We start from the raw sequence: 17874 nt of genomic DNA, 5'->3' as shown, positions 1-17874 counted from the left end.
AAGCTTCAGATTACTGTGCTTCAAGGTCATTTCTCACTCTCCTAGCTCGCTTCCAAGTCCACCAGCCGGCTCAGGCCCACATAGGCCTGCTGCCGCGCATCGTATTCAATATAGTGCCGCACCTTCAAGCGGGCGTGCTGCCCCCGCGCCTGTGGCAGCGGGGGCGCATGGTACAGTTCTTGCTCGCCATCGCGCAGCAGCGTAAATTTGCCGCCAGTCTCAACCCCTTCGCCCCATAACAAATGGTACTCTTCGTAGCTATTGGCAGGCGGTGTAGGCGCATCGGTCAGATAACGGCCGTTAAACACCCCCTCCCCCACCCGCCAGATAAACAACTCCCCGGCCGGGCCAAACAAGCGCAACTGCTGAATCTTCACGCCCGTTAGCTGCGCCTGCCGCGACACCGCCTGCCATTGCTGCTGGCTCGACAAGTGCAGCGTCCCCTTCTCTATTATCCCCCACGCCACCCCGTCATCGGTGTGCACCAACAGATAAGGCATCTCAGGATTTTGGGCATTTTTATACCAGGTCAGCAGCCATGCCCCCGGATCCGTCAAAAAGCTGTCATCAATTGTTACCGGTGTCATGCTGTCACCTCCCTATAAGCCGTTTTGAAGGTTGCCAGATACTTCTCTTCTAGCAACTTGGGATCGTCGCCAGCAAATTGCAGCTGGCCATCCTCGCCCTGGCGCGTAATTGTCCAGGTCTGCCCATCGGCCTCGATGGTTGCCGTCTCCCCTTGTAAACGGCCGCGTCCCACGCTGCTTTCGCCACCCAGCGCCAGATCACCAGTCCATAAATCTTTCAGCAGCAGCAGCAGCAACCCGGCTTGCGCCTCAAATTCAGCGGCGGCATCTCCATACTGGCGCAATTCCAAATAGATGGTCACCTGCGTGGGCGCAAGCGCCTTGGCCCATACCGGCTGTTGGCTAAACAACGCCTGAGGATACGCGCCGCCGGTGAATCGGTCAATTTTCACCCGGCTCTGTACCCGGTCGGCAATACCGTTGTCAATAGTCGCTTCACGCACCAGCAAGCGGCTGCCGGTGGGCTTATCGGCTGCTTTTTCAATCTGCCGCCCAAACATGTCGTCAATGATGGCCGGATTTTTGCCCAGGGTGTTGGCGATGCGCAGCGCTCGCCCACGCAACGCGCCGGCTAGACTGGTGGCGGAGAGAATGGGCACACGGCCGTTTCCCGGCCGGTAAGAACGCAAATGCACCATATCCGGCCCATCTCCCTCCTCACCGGCAGCGCGGATAAGAATAGAGCCGAGCAGGTTGAAGGTCGCCTTCAGGTGCAGGGCACGGCCGTTGCTTTCTCCAACTTCTATATCGGGAAACCATTCGGCAATGGGCTTGGCCGGGTCATCAGGCGCAAAGGCGTGGTTGAGCCAGCCCAACACGTCAGCAGGTTGAGTCATGTCGTAATCTTTAACCTGCCAACCGTCAACGTGACAACGGCCGTATCCCCGCCGCTTACGCATCCCCAACCCAATTTTGCCCGCTTCCAACCCCGAAAGGGCCATGACAAAAGCGCGTAAACACACCTCATCACCTTGGGGTAGCCACAGCTCAAAATGCAAATCAAAAGTAGTCCCGGCGGGCAGCAACTCCACGTCAAACTTTTTCCTGTCCCTGGCGGTGCGCGTCTGCGGGTCAATCGCCACCCCATCCCGGATTTCCACCGCCGCCGCGTCCGGTAGCCGTCCCAGGGCATCATCCACCATCAGCCAGCTTTCCACCGTCGCTTCATATCCCTGCAAGTAACCAAAAAGCTGCTCGGCTAACAAAGCCCCATCTTTCTGCTCCGCCACGCCGAAGCCAGCCTCAAACTCGCGTACATAATTACGCAGCGCCCCGGCAAGAGACGTGCCGGTGAGTAACGGCCGTTGCCGCTCCACCTCATCCCACAGCAGGGCTATGTCCGCCAGCGACTCCGTATCCCCATTTCCCAAATGGGTCGGCGTGTCTAAAACCAGCTTCCCTTGTACATAAATGCGGCGGCCAACACCGCGACTATTCTGCCATTGTTCAGCCATGGGGTGCCCCTCCTTTTCCGCCCGCGCCTGCGTCACTGCCAGTTTAAGAACGCCATCAATCAGGCGCGTCATGTATTCCGCTTTTAACGCCGGTTCCAGAGCTGCTTCCACATCGCGCAACCGCGCCACTGCTTTGCCAGGCAAAAATTTACGCTGGAAATCTGTGTCACTCATTTCGGTCTGGTCCAGAACCCACTGGTAGAGCGATTCGCTGCCATAACGGGCCTGCTGCCATTCTGCTTTGGCCCCTTTTAAGTTTTTTAGGTGGTTGGCAATGATGGTCAGGTCGCCGCGTGCCTGCGCCTGCCGGGTCGCCACGCGCAGCCGTGACAGCTGCGTGGCGGAGGGCAAACGCTGAAACTGCACGGCCGTTACATTCAACCCACGCAATAACCCCTGCTCTAAATCGGCGCGCAGCTTGCGCTGTGCCATGCGCTGCGCGATTGGTTGAGCGGCCGTGTCACGCAGTTCAACACGCGGCGGCGTAGGTAGCTTTATCTCCTGCCGCGTATATTGGCTTTGCGTGTGCCAGTTCAGGGCGATACGGCCGTACCCTTCATTGCGCCGTTCCCCCACTCCATCTCGCGCCAGCTGTTGCAGCTTCCCCATATCCACATCGGCTGTGGCGAAGCAAAACACCGAACCCGCCGCCAATGCCCATGCCTGCGGCAACGGCAAGCCCCAGTAACGGTTGAACCCCCCTACCAATTCCAGTTCGGTAAAGGCGCGGTAATGGGCCTGCGCGTTGGCTAAAAACAACTGCGCCAGGTCTGCCGCCGGGTGCCCGTTAGCCCCACGCACAATGGCCGGGCTGAGCAGGGTGACAATCACCTGTTGCTGCGGCGGCGCTCCTGGGGGCGCTTCGTTTCCAGCCCAGCTTTCTGGTAGGCTGGCGGTGATGGCCACACGGCCGTAGCCACCTGTATGCGAACCGCCCAGCAACAGCACCTGCGGCAGCAACCCGGCAATGTCCTGCAATGCGCTCAGGTCTTCAGCCAACACCAACCCTACCAGCTTTTGCCCCGCCGCCAACGCTTCATAGCGGAAAACCTGGCTGCTGCCGGCACGCTTCTCGTTGCGGTTCTGGCTGGCGTTATGTACCTGTTCCTGGCGTAACGGCTTGTGCAGCGCTACACCACCGCTGGTGTTTAGCTCGCAAAATAAACCATCAGGCGGTTTGGGACGCGCGACGGCCGTTGCCTCCGCCTGGCTAAAATCATAAACAGGGACACCCAACTTGTTTTCATGCCCCTTTTCCACAAACCATGCCCTAGGCGTTGGTAACAGCCGATTACCGCTTTGCGGGTGGGCAGGATAAGCATTTAGAAACCGCACGCTATCAGCAAAAAACAGGTCGCGGCGACCCCGGCCATCATCAGCCAGGTCGCGGAGTTTGTGAGTCTGCTGGAAGGCGCGAATGCAGGCCCCCCGCACCATGCTGCCAGGAATGTAAGCGTAACTGCTGGCGCTGTTGGCCTCGCCGCTGTAGGGCTGGGTTGCCAGCACCGGCTCCTGCAATTCGATGGTGTAAGTCAGAACAAACATCAGCTTCCCTCCTCGGTAGCCGGCGCTAACAGGGTCGCCAGTGGCGCAAAGGCGCTGGTGGTGATGGCCGCCGCCGCCGGATGGGTAAATGGGTCCTGGTCGAAAAGCTGCACCCGTATACGGCCACGCCCCCGATTGCGGTCGGTACCGGCGCGCCGCAGTACTTTGGCGCAGGCCGCCAACAGCGCCAGCGTATTAGATGATGGCGCTTCGTCTACAAAATCTAGCTGCGCGACGAAGGACGTGTCTCGCAAAATCACGCGCACGGTGCGCAATGTCTCATCTCGTGGCGCACCCGTTTTTGCATCCATGGCCGTCTGGCGGCGCAACGTTGTCAGGGAAGCCAATACTTCCTCCCGCTGCCAGCGCCCGTTGGCTATATCGTAGGCCACTGCCTGCTGCAAACTGGAGGGCAATTGGGCGTCGCCAACGTGCAAACCGCCCATCTGTTCTGCCAGGCTGCCGGGAGCGCCAAAAAGTTGTTGGGCGCTTTGCTGCCAGGTGGCAATCTGTCCCGGCAAGGCAACTTCTAGTGCGGCCAGCAGTTCCGCGCATGTAGCCGCCAGCAACCCTTTCAACGTTTTACCGCTGAGGTAGGGCAATCCATAAGCATCGTGCTGCACTTCCGCATCTACCACACCAGCAACGCCATCGCCGCGCCCCAGGGTGGTATCGCTCAGCAGGTCTATTTTTAGCCAGTATTGTTTATTTTCAGGCATGGGGCACCTTTCCTGGTTCCAGAGAGACGTAAAAGTCCAGCGCTTCGAGGGCGTCGAAGTAACCACAGTTACTTCCCGCCCACCCTTTTTGGCGCATATCCGGTTCACCGGGGATGGACGGCAGCTCTAAAGGTGGGTTGTAGCTGCGCAGGAAAATTTGCGTGGCATCTGGCCCCCGGCGCAATGCCTCAGCCAGCCCTTTAATCTTGTTGCGCTTGTTGGCCCATTTCTTTTCTTCTTTCTGCACTTCCTCATCTTGAAACGCATCCAGAAGGCGTACCAGATTTGACCAGGTGCGCCAATGGTGGGGCTGATCATTGCCCGCATGGTCCAGGTAGATGGGGCGCATGAGCAGAGATGTATTGAGGGCTGAGGTATGTTCGCGCTGCCGAATTTCAGCCAGGTCGAAGAGGAAACCGGTGGTGGCAAAGTGCCAATCCAGCGCGTTGGCGCTGGGTTCCTGCGGTTTTCGCAAAACGGGAATGGCTTGCTTGGCGCTGCTGGTTAATGCGGCAGCCAGGTCGTAGGCGCGGGAAAAGGGGTAATGGGTATGCACCACGGCGACGCCGGCGCGGGCGTAAGCGGGTTGCCCATCGGTCAGGTTGCTGCGGCTGAAAGCCTGAACATATTGGGCGGCAAGATTGAGACCAATACGGCCGTCGCCCACAAAGGTCACGTCATCGCCGCCAAAAACTATGGGGCGAAAAGGCAAATACAATCGCTGCCCCCCGCTGACCGGTTTGGGTACGCTGATTTTGCCGCCAAATTTGTTCTCTTGATCCAGGCTGGCAAGCAGGTAATCCACCGTCTCGCGCAGCGCGTCGTTGGCATTGGCCTGTATAGATTCGGAGAAGCGGCGCAGGTTGTAAACATAGGCGTCGTTTTGTGCCGGCTGTGCGTATTGCCCGGCCAGCGCCTCAAAACGGTCGCCCATGCCGTTGCCGTCGGTGTGGCAAACGGCAATGTAGCTGGACTCATCTTTGTTGCCAATCTGGTCAAAGTCGTAGACGAAGAGGAACCCTTTGTTGTGAACTTCGGGCAGCAAGGCGTGGAGCCGATCTTTGCCGGCCGGTTCGGCGCGCAGCTTGGCTGCTACCTCAGCGGAAATAGGACGAGGCCGTTCGCCGAGGTCGGCGATGCGTTTGGCGGCCTCGTCACCGACAATTTGGGGGTCGTCATCATATCCGACGGCCGGTAAACCGGTGAAAACGCAGCTCATGGTGACGCTAAGGCCGGGCAGGGGCATGGCGGGCAAGCTGGCCCGTTTGCGTTGGGATAATTGTTGGCGGAGGGTGGCGTGGACGGCCGTTAACGCCTCTTGCTGCCAGTCAAAGGAGCGCCAATCCATGACCAGCTTCAGGTTGGGAGCCTGACGCAAGACATGGCTACTCAACTGCTGCACAAAGGTCTGGGCTACCGTCTCATCGGCAAAGAGCAGCATGGTGTTACCGCCACCGGCATACACCACCTCTACCTGCAGCCCACCAGAGATGGTTTCATCATTCAGGCGCAACCCCTCGGGCGCTTTTGCTTGCACGTTGCTGTGCGGTTGCAAGTTCATCTCTTGCAAAATGTCGTACACCCAATCTGTTGTCGCCTGCATAACCAACTCCGACGCGCCGATATTTTGCGCCAGGTGGTTGCTGCCAAAGACGTATCGCTGGATGTCGGACACCTCCAGTAAAACCAAAGTGACATTCATTAGCACCCTCCTCGAATTAAGCTGTTTGTGCAAAACCAGTTGCGGAATGCTTCGACCAGATTCGGTATATCGCTGCGGCCGAATACTTTAATGTTTTCCTGAATGTGCCAGTTGCGCTGGATAACGCTTTCCAATTCCATTTTTTGCCCATCATCCACGTAACAAACCAGGGCAATGCGCGCCTCATCCCCGCCTAGCTGCCGGGCACGCAGGTACGCCTCAAACAGGTGCTTTTTCGTTTCGCCCTTTGCCCTTTCGCTGGCAATGCAGGAGACGGCGAAGAGCTGGTAGCCTAACATGGCCGCGACGTCTAAATCGAATTCAGGAACTTTAAGCCCTTTTTGTTGGAATTGTGCTTCTCTTTGTGGGTTGGGGGTGGGCTTGATTTCCGCACCATAATGCGCGATCTGAAACTCGCGGCTGTTGGCTATGATGGCCTCCAAAGCCACATCCTCCAGCCAACCGCTACGAAAAGCCTTGTCATAGCTAACCAGACCTTTATGCTTTTTTCTACCCAGTCGATCTGCTAGCAGGTTTGTATCTGCACGCCCATCACAGAGATTCAAGAAATATTGGCGAATATTGGTCAGCCGCTCATGTTCAGGAAAGGCTGCCATTTTTGTGTCAAGCCAGGCGGTCCACGCCTGCATTCCTGCAGATGTCTGGTGGATTTCTTTCAAAAACGGTAGCAGGTCGGGGAATTCTGGCGTCTGACGAGGCGGTGTTCCCACCGTATAGCCGTGCATGGCGGCCAATGTTTGCAAGCTGAGGGTTACGTCGGTGTGGGAGATGCAGTATGGGTCTGCGGAATTGTCGTACCAGAAAGCCATGCGCCGGGGGTCTAAGTAGCTAAAGCGGCAGCGTGTGCCAAACCGGGCGACCAGGGCACGGTAGGTATGGACAGACATGGGTTTTGTGGCCCCGGTGTAATTGAGGCCGATGCTGGTTTTTGTGCTGCACGTTAAGCCAGCATCATCACAGATTATCTCCAGCTGATTCTCAATTGCCCGTCTGTTACTGTCGTGAATTCCGCGAGGGGAAGCGACCTGAACACCTCTGGTTTGGAGAATCAGGTCGTTTTTGAACACATCGGCCAGGTAGCCCGCTTCATCACGGGTGCTGGGGATGTTTTTTTGGGTGTCAGTATCTTCGGAGTAGAGGAGATGGATGGTGGCGTTATCGTTTGTTAGCAAGCTGGCCGCAACGTAATTGGGCAAGGGGTTTGAGCCGACCAATAAAAATAAATGATCCACGGGATTAGGAGCAAGCTCTGTTTGCGACGTCACATCCCCCTCTTTTGGAAAGAACCTGATAAACAGAACAAAAAAACAAACGGATTAGGAAAGAGCATATTGCCTGGCACTAAGGCATTATGTCCACCTGTCCTATGAAGTTTAGGTGTTTTTGGGCAGGCTGTCAACACCAACACACCAACAGATGGCGGGAATTTTCCTTTTTATTTTGCCAATAGGCTGCTAGAGACAGGTAAACCCATGGGCAATAAAATGTTGATCAAAGGCAAACACCTGTTCGATCTGACGCTGGCGACAGACAGCAAAGCTAACGCAGTCTACCAGGCTCAATCGCCGCTGATTCACCTGTAAAAAGAGCAACATCGCCGCTTCATGCAGCGATTCATCCACCCAAACCACCTGGAGTAACGGCCGAAACCGGGCTACAAAATCTTGTACGGCCGTCATCCCCAACCGATTCTGTATTAAGGCCAGCGTCTCTACCAAAACATAATTACTAGTCACCAACAAGGCGCGTTCTTGCGCCAGCCGCGCCCAAATGCGCAGCGACGCTTCATAATCTTGATCATCCTGGTTTAAGATGGGCAGTAAAGCAGAGGTGTCTACAAAAATTTCCATTATGCGCCGCCCATCCCCCCGGTGGTGGCATAGGCATCGGCCAGGTAATCATCATGGTTACGGCCCAAATCGGCGTCGCCGCTGCGGTATTTACCGGCTACTGCTAATGCCCGCGTATATTGTTCGTCCAACGGCCGTTCCCTCTCCATGGCGATGTACAAATCCACACTCTGGCGAATTATCGCCGATACGGACATCTGCTTTTGCTGCGCCAGCCGTTTCAAGGTACGCGCCTGATTTTTTGTTAACTGAATCTGGGTCCGCATCATCATCTCAGTTATTTCCTGTAGGGCAATTGATGGAATTAGCCCAAATATGTCGTCACTTTTGCGAATATGATAACATGGTTGCCATCACTAAGCCAGACTTCTTAACGACCAGACTGCCTGACTAGCCGATGTCCTGCGGCAACGACATTCCGCACAACCCCTCTCAGGAAACGCCATCTACTCTGACAAGTACGCGCACACTTCTTTTTTTCCGGCTGGAATGTTTCAACCCCTCTCAGGAAACGCCATCTACTCTGACCCATAAGACATATTTATAGTTATGATTGTGGAATGTGTTTCAACCCCTCTCAGGAAACGCCATCTACTCTGACATGATGAACGAATTCAACTCCCAAGAACTGCCTTTTGTTTCAACCCCTCTCAGGAAACGCCATCTACTCTGACCTTAGTGATCTTTATGATCACTGACTCAGGCTCATGGTTTCAACCCCTCTCAGGAAACGCCATCTACTCTGACAACGGGATCAAGTGTCTCAACGATTAGTGGTAGTGCGTTTCAACCCCTCTCAGGAAACGCCATCTACTCTGACCAAAGAATGTTTGGTCGAACGTAACCAGCATAATGCGTTTCAACCCCTCTCAGGAAACGCCATCTACTCTGACTCGAAAGATTCTACTCTAGCGATGGCCGAGACAGAAGGTTTCAACCCCTCTCAGGAAACGCCATCTACTCTGACGACGGCAGCTACAATGCTGCCAAAGACGGGCAGTTGGTTTCAACCCCTCTCAGGAAACGCCATCTACTCTGACTGAGTCTATTTGGACACTAGTGAAGCCTACCTTTGGTTTCAACCCCTCTCAGGAAACGCCATCTACTCTGACTCAAAACGAAACGCAAACTGGTTTTGTCTGGTCTTGTTTCAACCCCTCTCAGGAAACGCCATCTACTCTGACAGCGGGTTCCAGAATTACATCGCCTGGTATGGTCTGGTTTCAACCCCTCTCAGGAAACGCCATCTACTCTGACTCGAATACACCTGGGACTTCGGTAATGGTTCAACCGTTTCAACCCCTCTCAGGAAACGCCATCTACTCTGACGGGTTCCTTCTGTACTTTGACTTGGTTCCTTCTAAAGGTTTCAACCCCTCTCAGGAAACGCCATCTACTCTGACGCAGAACCATCACACCAGAAAACTGGTGGAAAGAAGTTTCAACCCCTCTCAGGAAACGCCATCTACTCTGACGAAGCTGCGGAAGTCCTCTGCCCTGCAATGGCAGGTTTCAACCCCTCTCAGGAAACGCCATCTACTCTGACGGTGGCCCCAAAGCCGAAATGAAGATGACCTCTGGTTTCAACCCCTCTCAGGAAACGCCATCTACTCTGACTGGGATCAATGATCTGCCGGAGCATCTGCCATTTTGTTTCAACCCCTCTCAGGAAACGCCATCTACTCTGACAAATGGCTTTGATCGTCTAGCCAGAGAAGAATATGAGTTTCAACCCCTCTCAGGAAACGCCATCTACTCTGACCAATGCAGAAGTATAACAGTGATTTGATCTAGTTTCGTTTCAACCCCTCTCAGGAAACGCCATCTACTCTGACCGTTTACGGTCACGGTGATGCCAACACCGAAATCAAGTTTCAACCCCTCTCAGGAAACGCCATCTACTCTGACAAAACAGTTTCATAATCATTTGTTTAGTGGTCTTGTGTTTCAACCCCTCTCAGGAAACGCCATCTACTCTGACACTCAATTCAACACACATACAAACCAGCGTGTTTTGTTTCAACCCCTCTCAGGAAACGCCATCTACTCTGACAGTCGCACACCCGGCAATATGGCTGCCGGTAACTGAGTTTCAACCCCTCTCAGGAAACGCCATCTACTCTGACAAGACGTGGATCCTGGTAGACGCCGCGATCCGGTTGGTTTCAACCCCTCTCAGGAAACGCCATCTACTCTGACTATTGGGTGACCATGGCTGCAAATGCCTATGGTATGTTTCAACCCCTCTCAGGAAACGCCATCTACTCTGACCGTTGCTTTCCAGGTTGGTGTTAGCGTTGCATCTAGTTTCAACCCCTCTCAGGAAACGCCATCTACTCTGACATGGACTAAAGTGTCAGATGAAAAACCCAGAATACATGTGTTTCAACCCCTCTCAGGAAACGCCATCTACTCTGACGAGCAATTAACAATGGCAAAACAACCTTGGTACAAGAGTTTCAACCCCTCTCAGGAAACGCCATCTACTCTGACGTTTGACAAAGCTGTAGAAATGTACGAAGAAGCTTTGGTTTCAACCCCTCTCAGGAAACGCCATCTACTCTGACTAGCTGAATTAGCTAACAACATGGCTGAGACAATTTGTTTCAACCCCTCTCAGGAAACGCCATCTACTCTGACGAATGGTACGGTGAAAACTTCCGCGACGCGCAAATGAGTTTCAACCCCTCTCAGGAAACGCCATCTACTCTGACCCATCGATCTGGCCGACGAAAAAATGCGGGCTTACAGTTTCAACCCCTCTCAGGAAACGCCATCTACTCTGACGGTATGGATCTCAATCGTGGAACCCGCTTGATGGCGGGTTTCAACCCCTCTCAGGAAACGCCATCTACTCTGACCCGTCCAATCGCAACTCGCCAGCGCTGAGCCAATTGTTTCAACCCCTCTCAGGAAACGCCATCTACTCTGACTTCTGATTGGAAGTATAATGAGTTGGAAAACCACTTGTTTCAACCCCTCTCAGGAAACGCCATCTACTCTGACGTAGGACTAGTTGGATTGAAAGCATGGGTAGATGAGTTTCAACCCCTCTCAGGAAACGCCATCTACTCTGACGGGGTATAAAATGAACAAATTTGCAAAGGCCTTAGGTTTCAACCCCTCTCAGGAAACGCCATCTACTCTGACCTCATGGTACAAAAATACTTTTTAAAGTCTACTTCGTTTCAACCCCTCTCAGGAAACGCCATCTACTCTGACAACGAAGAACTCATTGCAGCGGAGATGAATTTCGCTGGTTTCAACCCCTCTCAGGAAACGCCATCTACTCTGACTCGGGACTAGTTCCTTTACTTGTAGGACTAGTTGGTTTCAACCCCTCTCAGGAAACGCCATCTACTCTGACCCCATTGGTTGAGAGTCTCTTATTGGGATTGTGGTTGGTTTCAACCCCTCTCAGGAAACGCCATCTACTCTGACTGGCGAGTGGGAGAAATTATCCACGAGGAATGCTTCGTTTCAACCCCTCTCAGGAAACGCCATCTACTCTGACAAACTGGGTGCCAAATTGCGCGCCCTGAAATCTCAGTTTCAACCCCTCTCAGGAAACGCCATCTACTCTGACCCTGAAATCTCAGGTAGTTCACCGACTTGGCATTTGGTTTCAACCCCTCTCAGGAAACGCCATCTACTCTGACTTTGGACAAATGAATGAACCTCCAGGAGTAAGACTGGTTTCAACCCCTCTCAGGAAACGCCATCTACTCTGACTTTGGCTTTGTATCTCTGGTTTCGGCAATTAGTTACGTTTCAACCCCTCTCAGGAAACGCCATCTACTCTGACAAGGGGAAGCAATCTTTGTTACGAAAGTAACAAAAAGTTTCAACCCCTCTCAGGAAACGCCATCTACTCTGACAGTGTTCATTTGGAACGTGGGCGTGACGGCTACTCGTTTCAACCCCTCTCAGGAAACGCCATCTACTCTGACGCGTATAGTTTTATGTCAGCAGTAGCGAATGCTACGTTTCAACCCCTCTCAGGAAACGCCATCTACTCTGACGAGTTAGTTGACTCCGATAAATCTTATAAAAATCTGTTTCAACCCCTCTCAGGAAACGCCATCTACTCTGACCCGACGTCCTCGAACGTTGGCTCTCTCCGGCTACGGGTTTCAACCCCTCTCAGGAAACGCCATCTACTCTGACGCATTTTACTTGGTTTTTGGAGTTCACAAAGAACTGTTTCAACCCCTCTCAGGAAACGCCATCTACTCTGACGGTTGTTTCCTGAGGAAACAGGCTATGAAGATCTCGTTTCAACCCCTCTCAGGAAACGCCATCTACTCTGACACGTATATCTCTTAGCGACACGCTAAGGAGGAGATGCGTTTCAACCCCTCTCAGGAAACGCCATCTACTCTGACGTATGTGTAAAGCATCGGCCCAAACCAGAGAGTTTCGTTTCAACCCCTCTCAGGAAACGCCATCTACTCTGACGACACCTCCTACTACTTTACAGTTCTTGATGGTGAGTTTCAACCCCTCTCAGGAAACGCCATCTACTCTGACTCCGGTTGGCAATGCCCGGAAATTATCACTAGAGTGTTTCAACCCCTCTCAGGAAACGCCATCTACTCTGACAAGCCACGAGTGGCAGTACGGCGACAGTGAAGATATGTTTCAACCCCTCTCAGGAAACGCCATCTACTCTGACTTACAGGATTGCAATCTTAGGTAGTAATCACGTGTGTTTCAACCCCTCTCAGGAAACGCCATCTACTCTGACATGATGATACCTGTTACAGGACAGAACCAGTACAAGTTTCAACCCCTCTCAGGAAACGCCATCTACTCTGACGATATCCCTTCTTACAACAAAGAGAGCTGGTATCTGCATGTTTCAACCCCTCTCAGGAAACGCCATCTACTCTGACACGCGCTAGCCAAAATGGCTCAGCGCTGGCTCTTTAGTTTCAACCCCTCTCAGGAAACGCCATCTACTCTGACTCAAGAATATGAAAACCAATCGCAAGTACCAATTTGTTTCAACCCCTCTCAGGAAACGCCATCTACTCTGACTGATCGGAACGTTGGGCTTTGGAATTGTGATGTTCTTCGTTTCAACCCCTCTCAGGAAACGCCATCTACTCTGACCCGTGATTTTGCCACGCGTATTCGTCCTCTCTACCACGTTTCAACCCCTCTCAGGAAACGCCATCTACTCTGACGCGACGGGGTGGACGTTTAACGGCTCGACTCAGTATTGTTTCAACCCCTCTCAGGAAACGCCATCTACTCTGACTTGAAGTAAACAAGCAAGCAAATAAACGAATAGTTTGTTTCAACCCCTCTCAGGAAACGCCATCTACTCTGACGGACGCTCAGACAAATCTCCTGGGTGGTTGGTGTCAAGTTTCAACCCCTCTCAGGAAACGCCATCTACTCTGACCTGCCGCCCCTTTCCCCCCTGCCGGGGCTCTTGAGGGTTTCAACCCCTCTCAGGAAACGCCATCTACTCTGACGAAGCAATTTTTCAGCGTGCGGAAGCGGCTCTCGAGTTTCAACCCCTCTCAGGAAACGCCATCTACTCTGACTCAGGTATCATTAACTGGGGTGATGGTGTCACAACCGTTTCAACCCCTCTCAGGAAACGCCATCTACTCTGACCTGAGGCTCACACGGCATGGCGGGGTGTCGTGTGAAGGTTTCAACCCCTCTCAGGAAACGCCATCTACTCTGACCTGGACCAGCTGGATTACAACGCCGATCCGGTCGAGGTTTCAACCCCTCTCAGGAAACGCCATCTACTCTGACTCGCACTAGCCAAGCGAATCAATCCTGATCTCGAATGTTTCAACCCCTCTCAGGAAACGCCATCTACTCTGACTCTCAAGCAAAAAAAATCTCGGGAGTGAGATTTTTTGTTTCAACCCCTCTCAGGAAACGCCATCTACTCTGACCCTCCGGCGAACAAACCTACCCCTTTCTATGGTATGTTTCAACCCCTCTCAGGAAACGCCATCTACTCTGACGTGCGATTACGTACAAGAACTGCAACAATCAAATTCGTTTCAACCCCTCTCAGGAAACGCCATCTACTCTGACGAACAATACATAGCAGAATTAGAAAACGAGAATTATGTTTCAACCCCTCTCAGGAAACGCCATCTACTCTGACGGCGGCAGAGATAGCCGAAGTAAAAGCTATCGATGTGTTTCAACCCCTCTCAGGAAACGCCATCTACTCTGACTTACGGCCGGTACGTACCCGATCTCTCTTCAGATCGTTTCAACCCCTCTCAGGAAACGCCATCTACTCTGACTTGGTCACCCAAAAAACCCACCACCTTTGTTAGTTTGTTTCAACCCCTCTCAGGAAACGCCATCTACTCTGACGTTTTATTAGTTCTATTACCCATTATGGGTATAATAGTTTCAACCCCTCTCAGGAAACGCCATCTACTCTGACGATGACCTTGACGCTCAGCACCGATACGGCTGTAGTGTTTCAACCCCTCTCAGGAAACGCCATCTACTCTGACTAGTTTGCCATAAGGCGGACCTGAAATGATTGATTAGTTTCAACCCCTCTCAGGAAACGCCATCTACTCTGACTTTCACTAACATTGCACAGTTAGTGAAGCCAGTGAGTTTCAACCCCTCTCAGGAAACGCCATCTACTCTGACCAACGGCTCCATAGCGTATATGGCGGCAAGGTTGTGTTTCAACCCCTCTCAGGAAACGCCATCTACTCTGACTTGCCACACCATGTTGGTCTGGCACAAGGGAGAAAGTTTCAACCCCTCTCAGGAAACGCCATCTACTCTGACGGCGCAGATTGACGCGGTGGCCGCGCAGACACCTTCGTTTCAACCCCTCTCAGGAAACGCCATCTACTCTGACGGCTGGGTTGGTGAATGCGGCTGAACCCGCTATCCCGTTTCAACCCCTCTCAGGAAACGCCATCTACTCTGACGTGGCTGTTGCGTACGCGCGACAATAAGCCAGTACGTTTCAACCCCTCTCAGGAAACGCCATCTACTCTGACTTGGGATACCCCAGTTCATCTTCATCACAGCCATTGGTTTCAACCCCTCTCAGGAAACGCCATCTACTCTGACAAAATAGGTGAGAGGGAGGGAAACCAATATGTTAAGTTTCAACCCCTCTCAGGAAACGCCATCTACTCTGACAAAGGATAAGTGAGAACAATGACCCCTTTACGGATTGTTTCAACCCCTCTCAGGAAACGCCATCTACTCTGACCCGCAAAGAACTGGCTGAAGGCATCAAGGAATTGGTTTCAACCCCTCTCAGGAAACGCCATCTACTCTGACCCACCGCCCCTGCGGTTGTCCCCCCGGTGGTTCCCGTTTCAACCCCTCTCAGGAAACGCCATCTACTCTGACCTGGAGCGCGAGCCGCTCACCCGAACCAAAGTCCAGGTTTCAACCCCTCTCAGGAAACGCCATCTACTCTGACCCATGTACATGGCAAAGAACAACAACCCCGGATCATGTTTCAACCCCTCTCAGGAAACGCCATCTACTCTGACTCTCTGGCCTTACGAGGATTGGTAGAAAAGCATTCCGTTTCAACCCCTCTCAGGAAACGCCATCTACTCTGACCCACGGTCTTCCGTGTTGACGGCCGGAAGGTCGGTGAGTTTCAACCCCTCTCAGGAAACGCCATCTACTCTGACACCCGGGCACGCGGAGGCCGCGGTATTGGCCGCTGCGTTTCAACCCCTCTCAGGAAACGCCATCTACTCTGACCAACGCCAACGACGCCAGCGACGGCAACGCCAACGAGTTTCAACCCCTCTCAGGAAACGCCATCTACTCTGACTTATGCCTTCCAAAACGGAAGAGCGCCGCCAAGTGAGTTTCAACCCCTCTCAGGAAACGCCATCTACTCTGACGAGATCACTATCTTAATTGGCAACCATGATAATCGTGTTTCAACCCCTCTCAGGAAACGCCATCTACTCTGACCCGTTTACTATCTCGAATTATTTCACCGCGTTAATTGTTTCAACCCCTCTCAGGAAACGCCATCTACTCTGACCCGCGCAGGCATCTCCAACCCATCCAGCACGAGTTGTTTCAACCCCTCTCAGGAAACGCCATCTACTCTGACATTCGACATTTCCACTGTAAACTTCCTGTACATTGTTTCAACCCCTCTCAGGAAACGCCATCTACTCTGACGATCGAGGCGCATTTTCAAGCATTCCTGGCTATTGTGTTTCAACCCCTCTCAGGAAACGCCATCTACTCTGACTGTCGCGCCCCTCTGAGGAGGAGCAAACCTGGCAAGTTTCAACCCCTCTCAGGAAACGCCATCTACTCTGACACGTTGATGCCCGTGTCTTGGCAGCGCTTGATGTGGGTTTCAACCCCTCTCAGGAAACGCCATCTACTCTGACTGGTTCGTGGACTACAAAGAATTCGAGCAGGAATTCGTTTCAACCCCTCTCAGGAAACGCCATCTACTCTGACAAAATGCCTATCTGAACAACAAAAAAAATGTAGCAAGTTTCAACCCCTCTCAGGAAACGCCATCTACTCTGACAGTCCAGGATTCGAATGGCCAAACGGTTGAAGTTTTGTTTCAACCCCTCTCAGGAAACGCCATCTACTCTGACACATGCACCAGTGTGGTGACAATGACAAATGGCTTGTTTCAACCCCTCTCAGGAAACGCCATCTACTCTGACGTTCTTCATGAGATGGGACATATTTTAGCTTGTCTCGTTTCAACCCCTCTCAGGAAACGCCATCTACTCTGACTGATTTCGATTGGGCCGAAAAAACCCAAGGAGTTAGTTTCAACCCCTCTCAGGAAACGCCATCTACTCTGACAAAAAACTTTCGTGGTTACGGTTGATGATGCTACGTGTTTCAACCCCTCTCAGGAAACGCCATCTACTCTGACCTAACACTGTTCCAATTAGACAGATCAAGCATTAAGTTTCAACCCCTCTCAGGAAACGCCATCTACTCTGACAACTGCACCAAAGAGGCTGTTGAACCGTGGCAGTATGTTTCAACCCCTCTCAGGAAACGCCATCTACTCTGACTAAAATATCTAATTCTGTACCAGGGGCTTGTTTGTGTTTCAACCCCTCTCAGGAAACGCCATCTACTCTGACCCGAAACGCCAGAACCTGTCGCTGAGGAACCCATTGTTTCAACCCCTCTCAGGAAACGCCATCTACTCTGACGCGGCTATGGAAAACGTTAACGTTACGCCGATCTTGTTTCAACCCCTCTCAGGAAACGCCATCTACTCTGACGAAGTTCTGGTTAACGAGGACGGCACACTGATTGAGTTTCAACCCCTCTCAGGAAACGCCATCTACTCTGACGTTTCTCTCTTGTCGCTGTACCCTGTACCCGTGATCGTTTCAACCCCTCTCAGGAAACGCCATCTACTCTGACTCTCTAATCCAAGCATCCCCGAACTTAGGAAACTTAGTTTCAACCCCTCTCAGGAAACGCCATCTACTCTGACCCGAACCCCTTTTGATCGGGACCACGGATTCTACGTGTTTCAACCCCTCTCAGGAAACGCCATCTACTCTGACCTGTTTTGAGATACCGTTTCTTTTTTCTTTTATTTTGTTTCAACCCCTCTCAGGAAACGCCATCTACTCTGACTACCAACACACCATGCAACACTGGGCCGAGTTGATCGGTTTCAACCCCTCTCAGGAAACGCCATCTACTCTGACGAACGAGATATATAAACTAACCGTTTACCACAAAAAGTTTCAACCCCTCTCAGGAAACGCCATCTACTCTGACTATGATAGCCTGAGGGTTTATATTGACGGCGTGGAGTACGTTTCAACCCCTCTCAGGAAACGCCATCTACTCTGACGCGCCTTTCCGCATACATGTAACCAGCGATGGTATGTTTCAACCCCTCTCAGGAAACGCCATCTACTCTGACCCGGTTTTCACTGCGGCCGCTTATGACGTGTTTTGTTTCAACCCCTCTCAGGAAACGCCATCTACTCTGACCCGTAA

General features: G+C 52.6%; 7 protein-coding genes and 1 CRISPR repeat array (1 of these 8 only partly in view). All 7 genes read right to left on the bottom strand.

Annotation, left to right across the window (positions count from 1 at the left end):
* Positions 1 to 41: 41 nt before the first annotated feature.
* The 7 genes from IPM39_28200 to IPM39_28170 all read right to left on the bottom strand — a co-directional run bounded on the left by IPM39_28200 (position 42) and on the right by IPM39_28170 (position 8150).
* A complete protein-coding gene (locus IPM39_28200; GenBank protein MBK8989901.1) occupies positions 42 to 587 on the bottom strand; it encodes a TIGR03984 family CRISPR-associated protein in 546 nt (181 codons plus the stop codon).
* On the bottom strand, positions 584 to 3586 hold the full coding sequence (locus tag IPM39_28195; GenBank protein ID MBK8989900.1) for a hypothetical protein: 3003 nt from the start codon (positions 3584 to 3586) through the stop codon (positions 584 to 586). Before IPM39_28195 ends, IPM39_28200 begins: the two co-directional genes overlap by 4 nt.
* Positions 3586 to 4305: an RAMP superfamily protein gene (locus tag IPM39_28190; GenBank protein ID MBK8989899.1), complete on the bottom strand. Its 720-nt coding sequence runs from the start codon at positions 4303 to 4305 to the stop codon at positions 3586 to 3588. The genes IPM39_28195 and IPM39_28190 overlap by 1 nt, the downstream gene beginning before the upstream one ends.
* Positions 4298 to 6007 carry a hypothetical protein gene (locus tag IPM39_28185; protein MBK8989898.1) on the bottom strand — a complete coding sequence of 570 codons (1710 nt, stop codon included), beginning with the start codon at positions 6005 to 6007 and terminating at the stop codon, positions 4298 to 4300. Before IPM39_28185 ends, IPM39_28190 begins: the two co-directional genes overlap by 8 nt.
* On the bottom strand, positions 6007 to 7293 hold the full coding sequence (locus IPM39_28180) for a hypothetical protein (GenBank protein MBK8989897.1): 1287 nt from the start codon (positions 7291 to 7293) through the stop codon (positions 6007 to 6009). The genes IPM39_28185 and IPM39_28180 overlap by 1 nt, the downstream gene beginning before the upstream one ends.
* 189 nt (positions 7294 to 7482) lie before the next feature.
* Positions 7483 to 7878 carry a type II toxin-antitoxin system VapC family toxin gene (locus IPM39_28175; protein MBK8989896.1) on the bottom strand — a complete coding sequence of 132 codons (396 nt, stop codon included), beginning with the start codon at positions 7876 to 7878 and terminating at the stop codon, positions 7483 to 7485.
* Complete coding sequence (locus IPM39_28170) at positions 7878 to 8150, bottom strand: ribbon-helix-helix protein, CopG family (GenBank protein ID MBK8989895.1); 273 nt, start codon at positions 8148 to 8150, stop codon at positions 7878 to 7880. Before IPM39_28170 ends, IPM39_28175 begins: the two co-directional genes overlap by 1 nt.
* A 147-nt stretch (positions 8151 to 8297) precedes the next feature.
* Positions 8298 to 17874: a CRISPR direct-repeat array (repeat unit 37 nt; unit sequence GTTTCAACCCCTCTCAGGAAACGCCATCTACTCTGAC) (it continues 207 nt past the right edge of the window).

Origin of the sequence: Candidatus Leptovillus gracilis (assembly GCA_016716065.1) — a bacterium.
Classification (GTDB): domain Bacteria; phylum Chloroflexota; class Anaerolineae; order Promineifilales; family Promineifilaceae; genus Leptovillus; species Leptovillus gracilis.
The sequence above is the reverse complement of the archived record's forward strand: the minus strand, read 5'-3'. Positions and strand labels throughout refer to the sequence as shown.

Coding starts and splice junctions, on each gene's coding strand:
- IPM39_28170 (MBK8989895.1), bottom strand. CDS start 8,150: ATGATGATGCGGACCCAGATTCAGTTAACAAAAAATCAGGCGCGTACC.
- IPM39_28175 (MBK8989896.1), bottom strand. CDS start 7,878: ATGGAAATTTTTGTAGACACCTCTGCTTTACTGCCCATCTTAAACCAG.
- IPM39_28195 (MBK8989900.1), bottom strand. CDS start 3,586: ATGTTTGTTCTGACTTACACCATCGAATTGCAGGAGCCGGTGCTGGCA.
- IPM39_28190 (MBK8989899.1), bottom strand. CDS start 4,305: ATGCCTGAAAATAAACAATACTGGCTAAAAATAGACCTGCTGAGCGAT.
- IPM39_28185 (MBK8989898.1), bottom strand. CDS start 6,007: ATGAATGTCACTTTGGTTTTACTGGAGGTGTCCGACATCCAGCGATAC.
- IPM39_28200 (MBK8989901.1), bottom strand. CDS start 587: ATGACACCGGTAACAATTGATGACAGCTTTTTGACGGATCCGGGGGCA.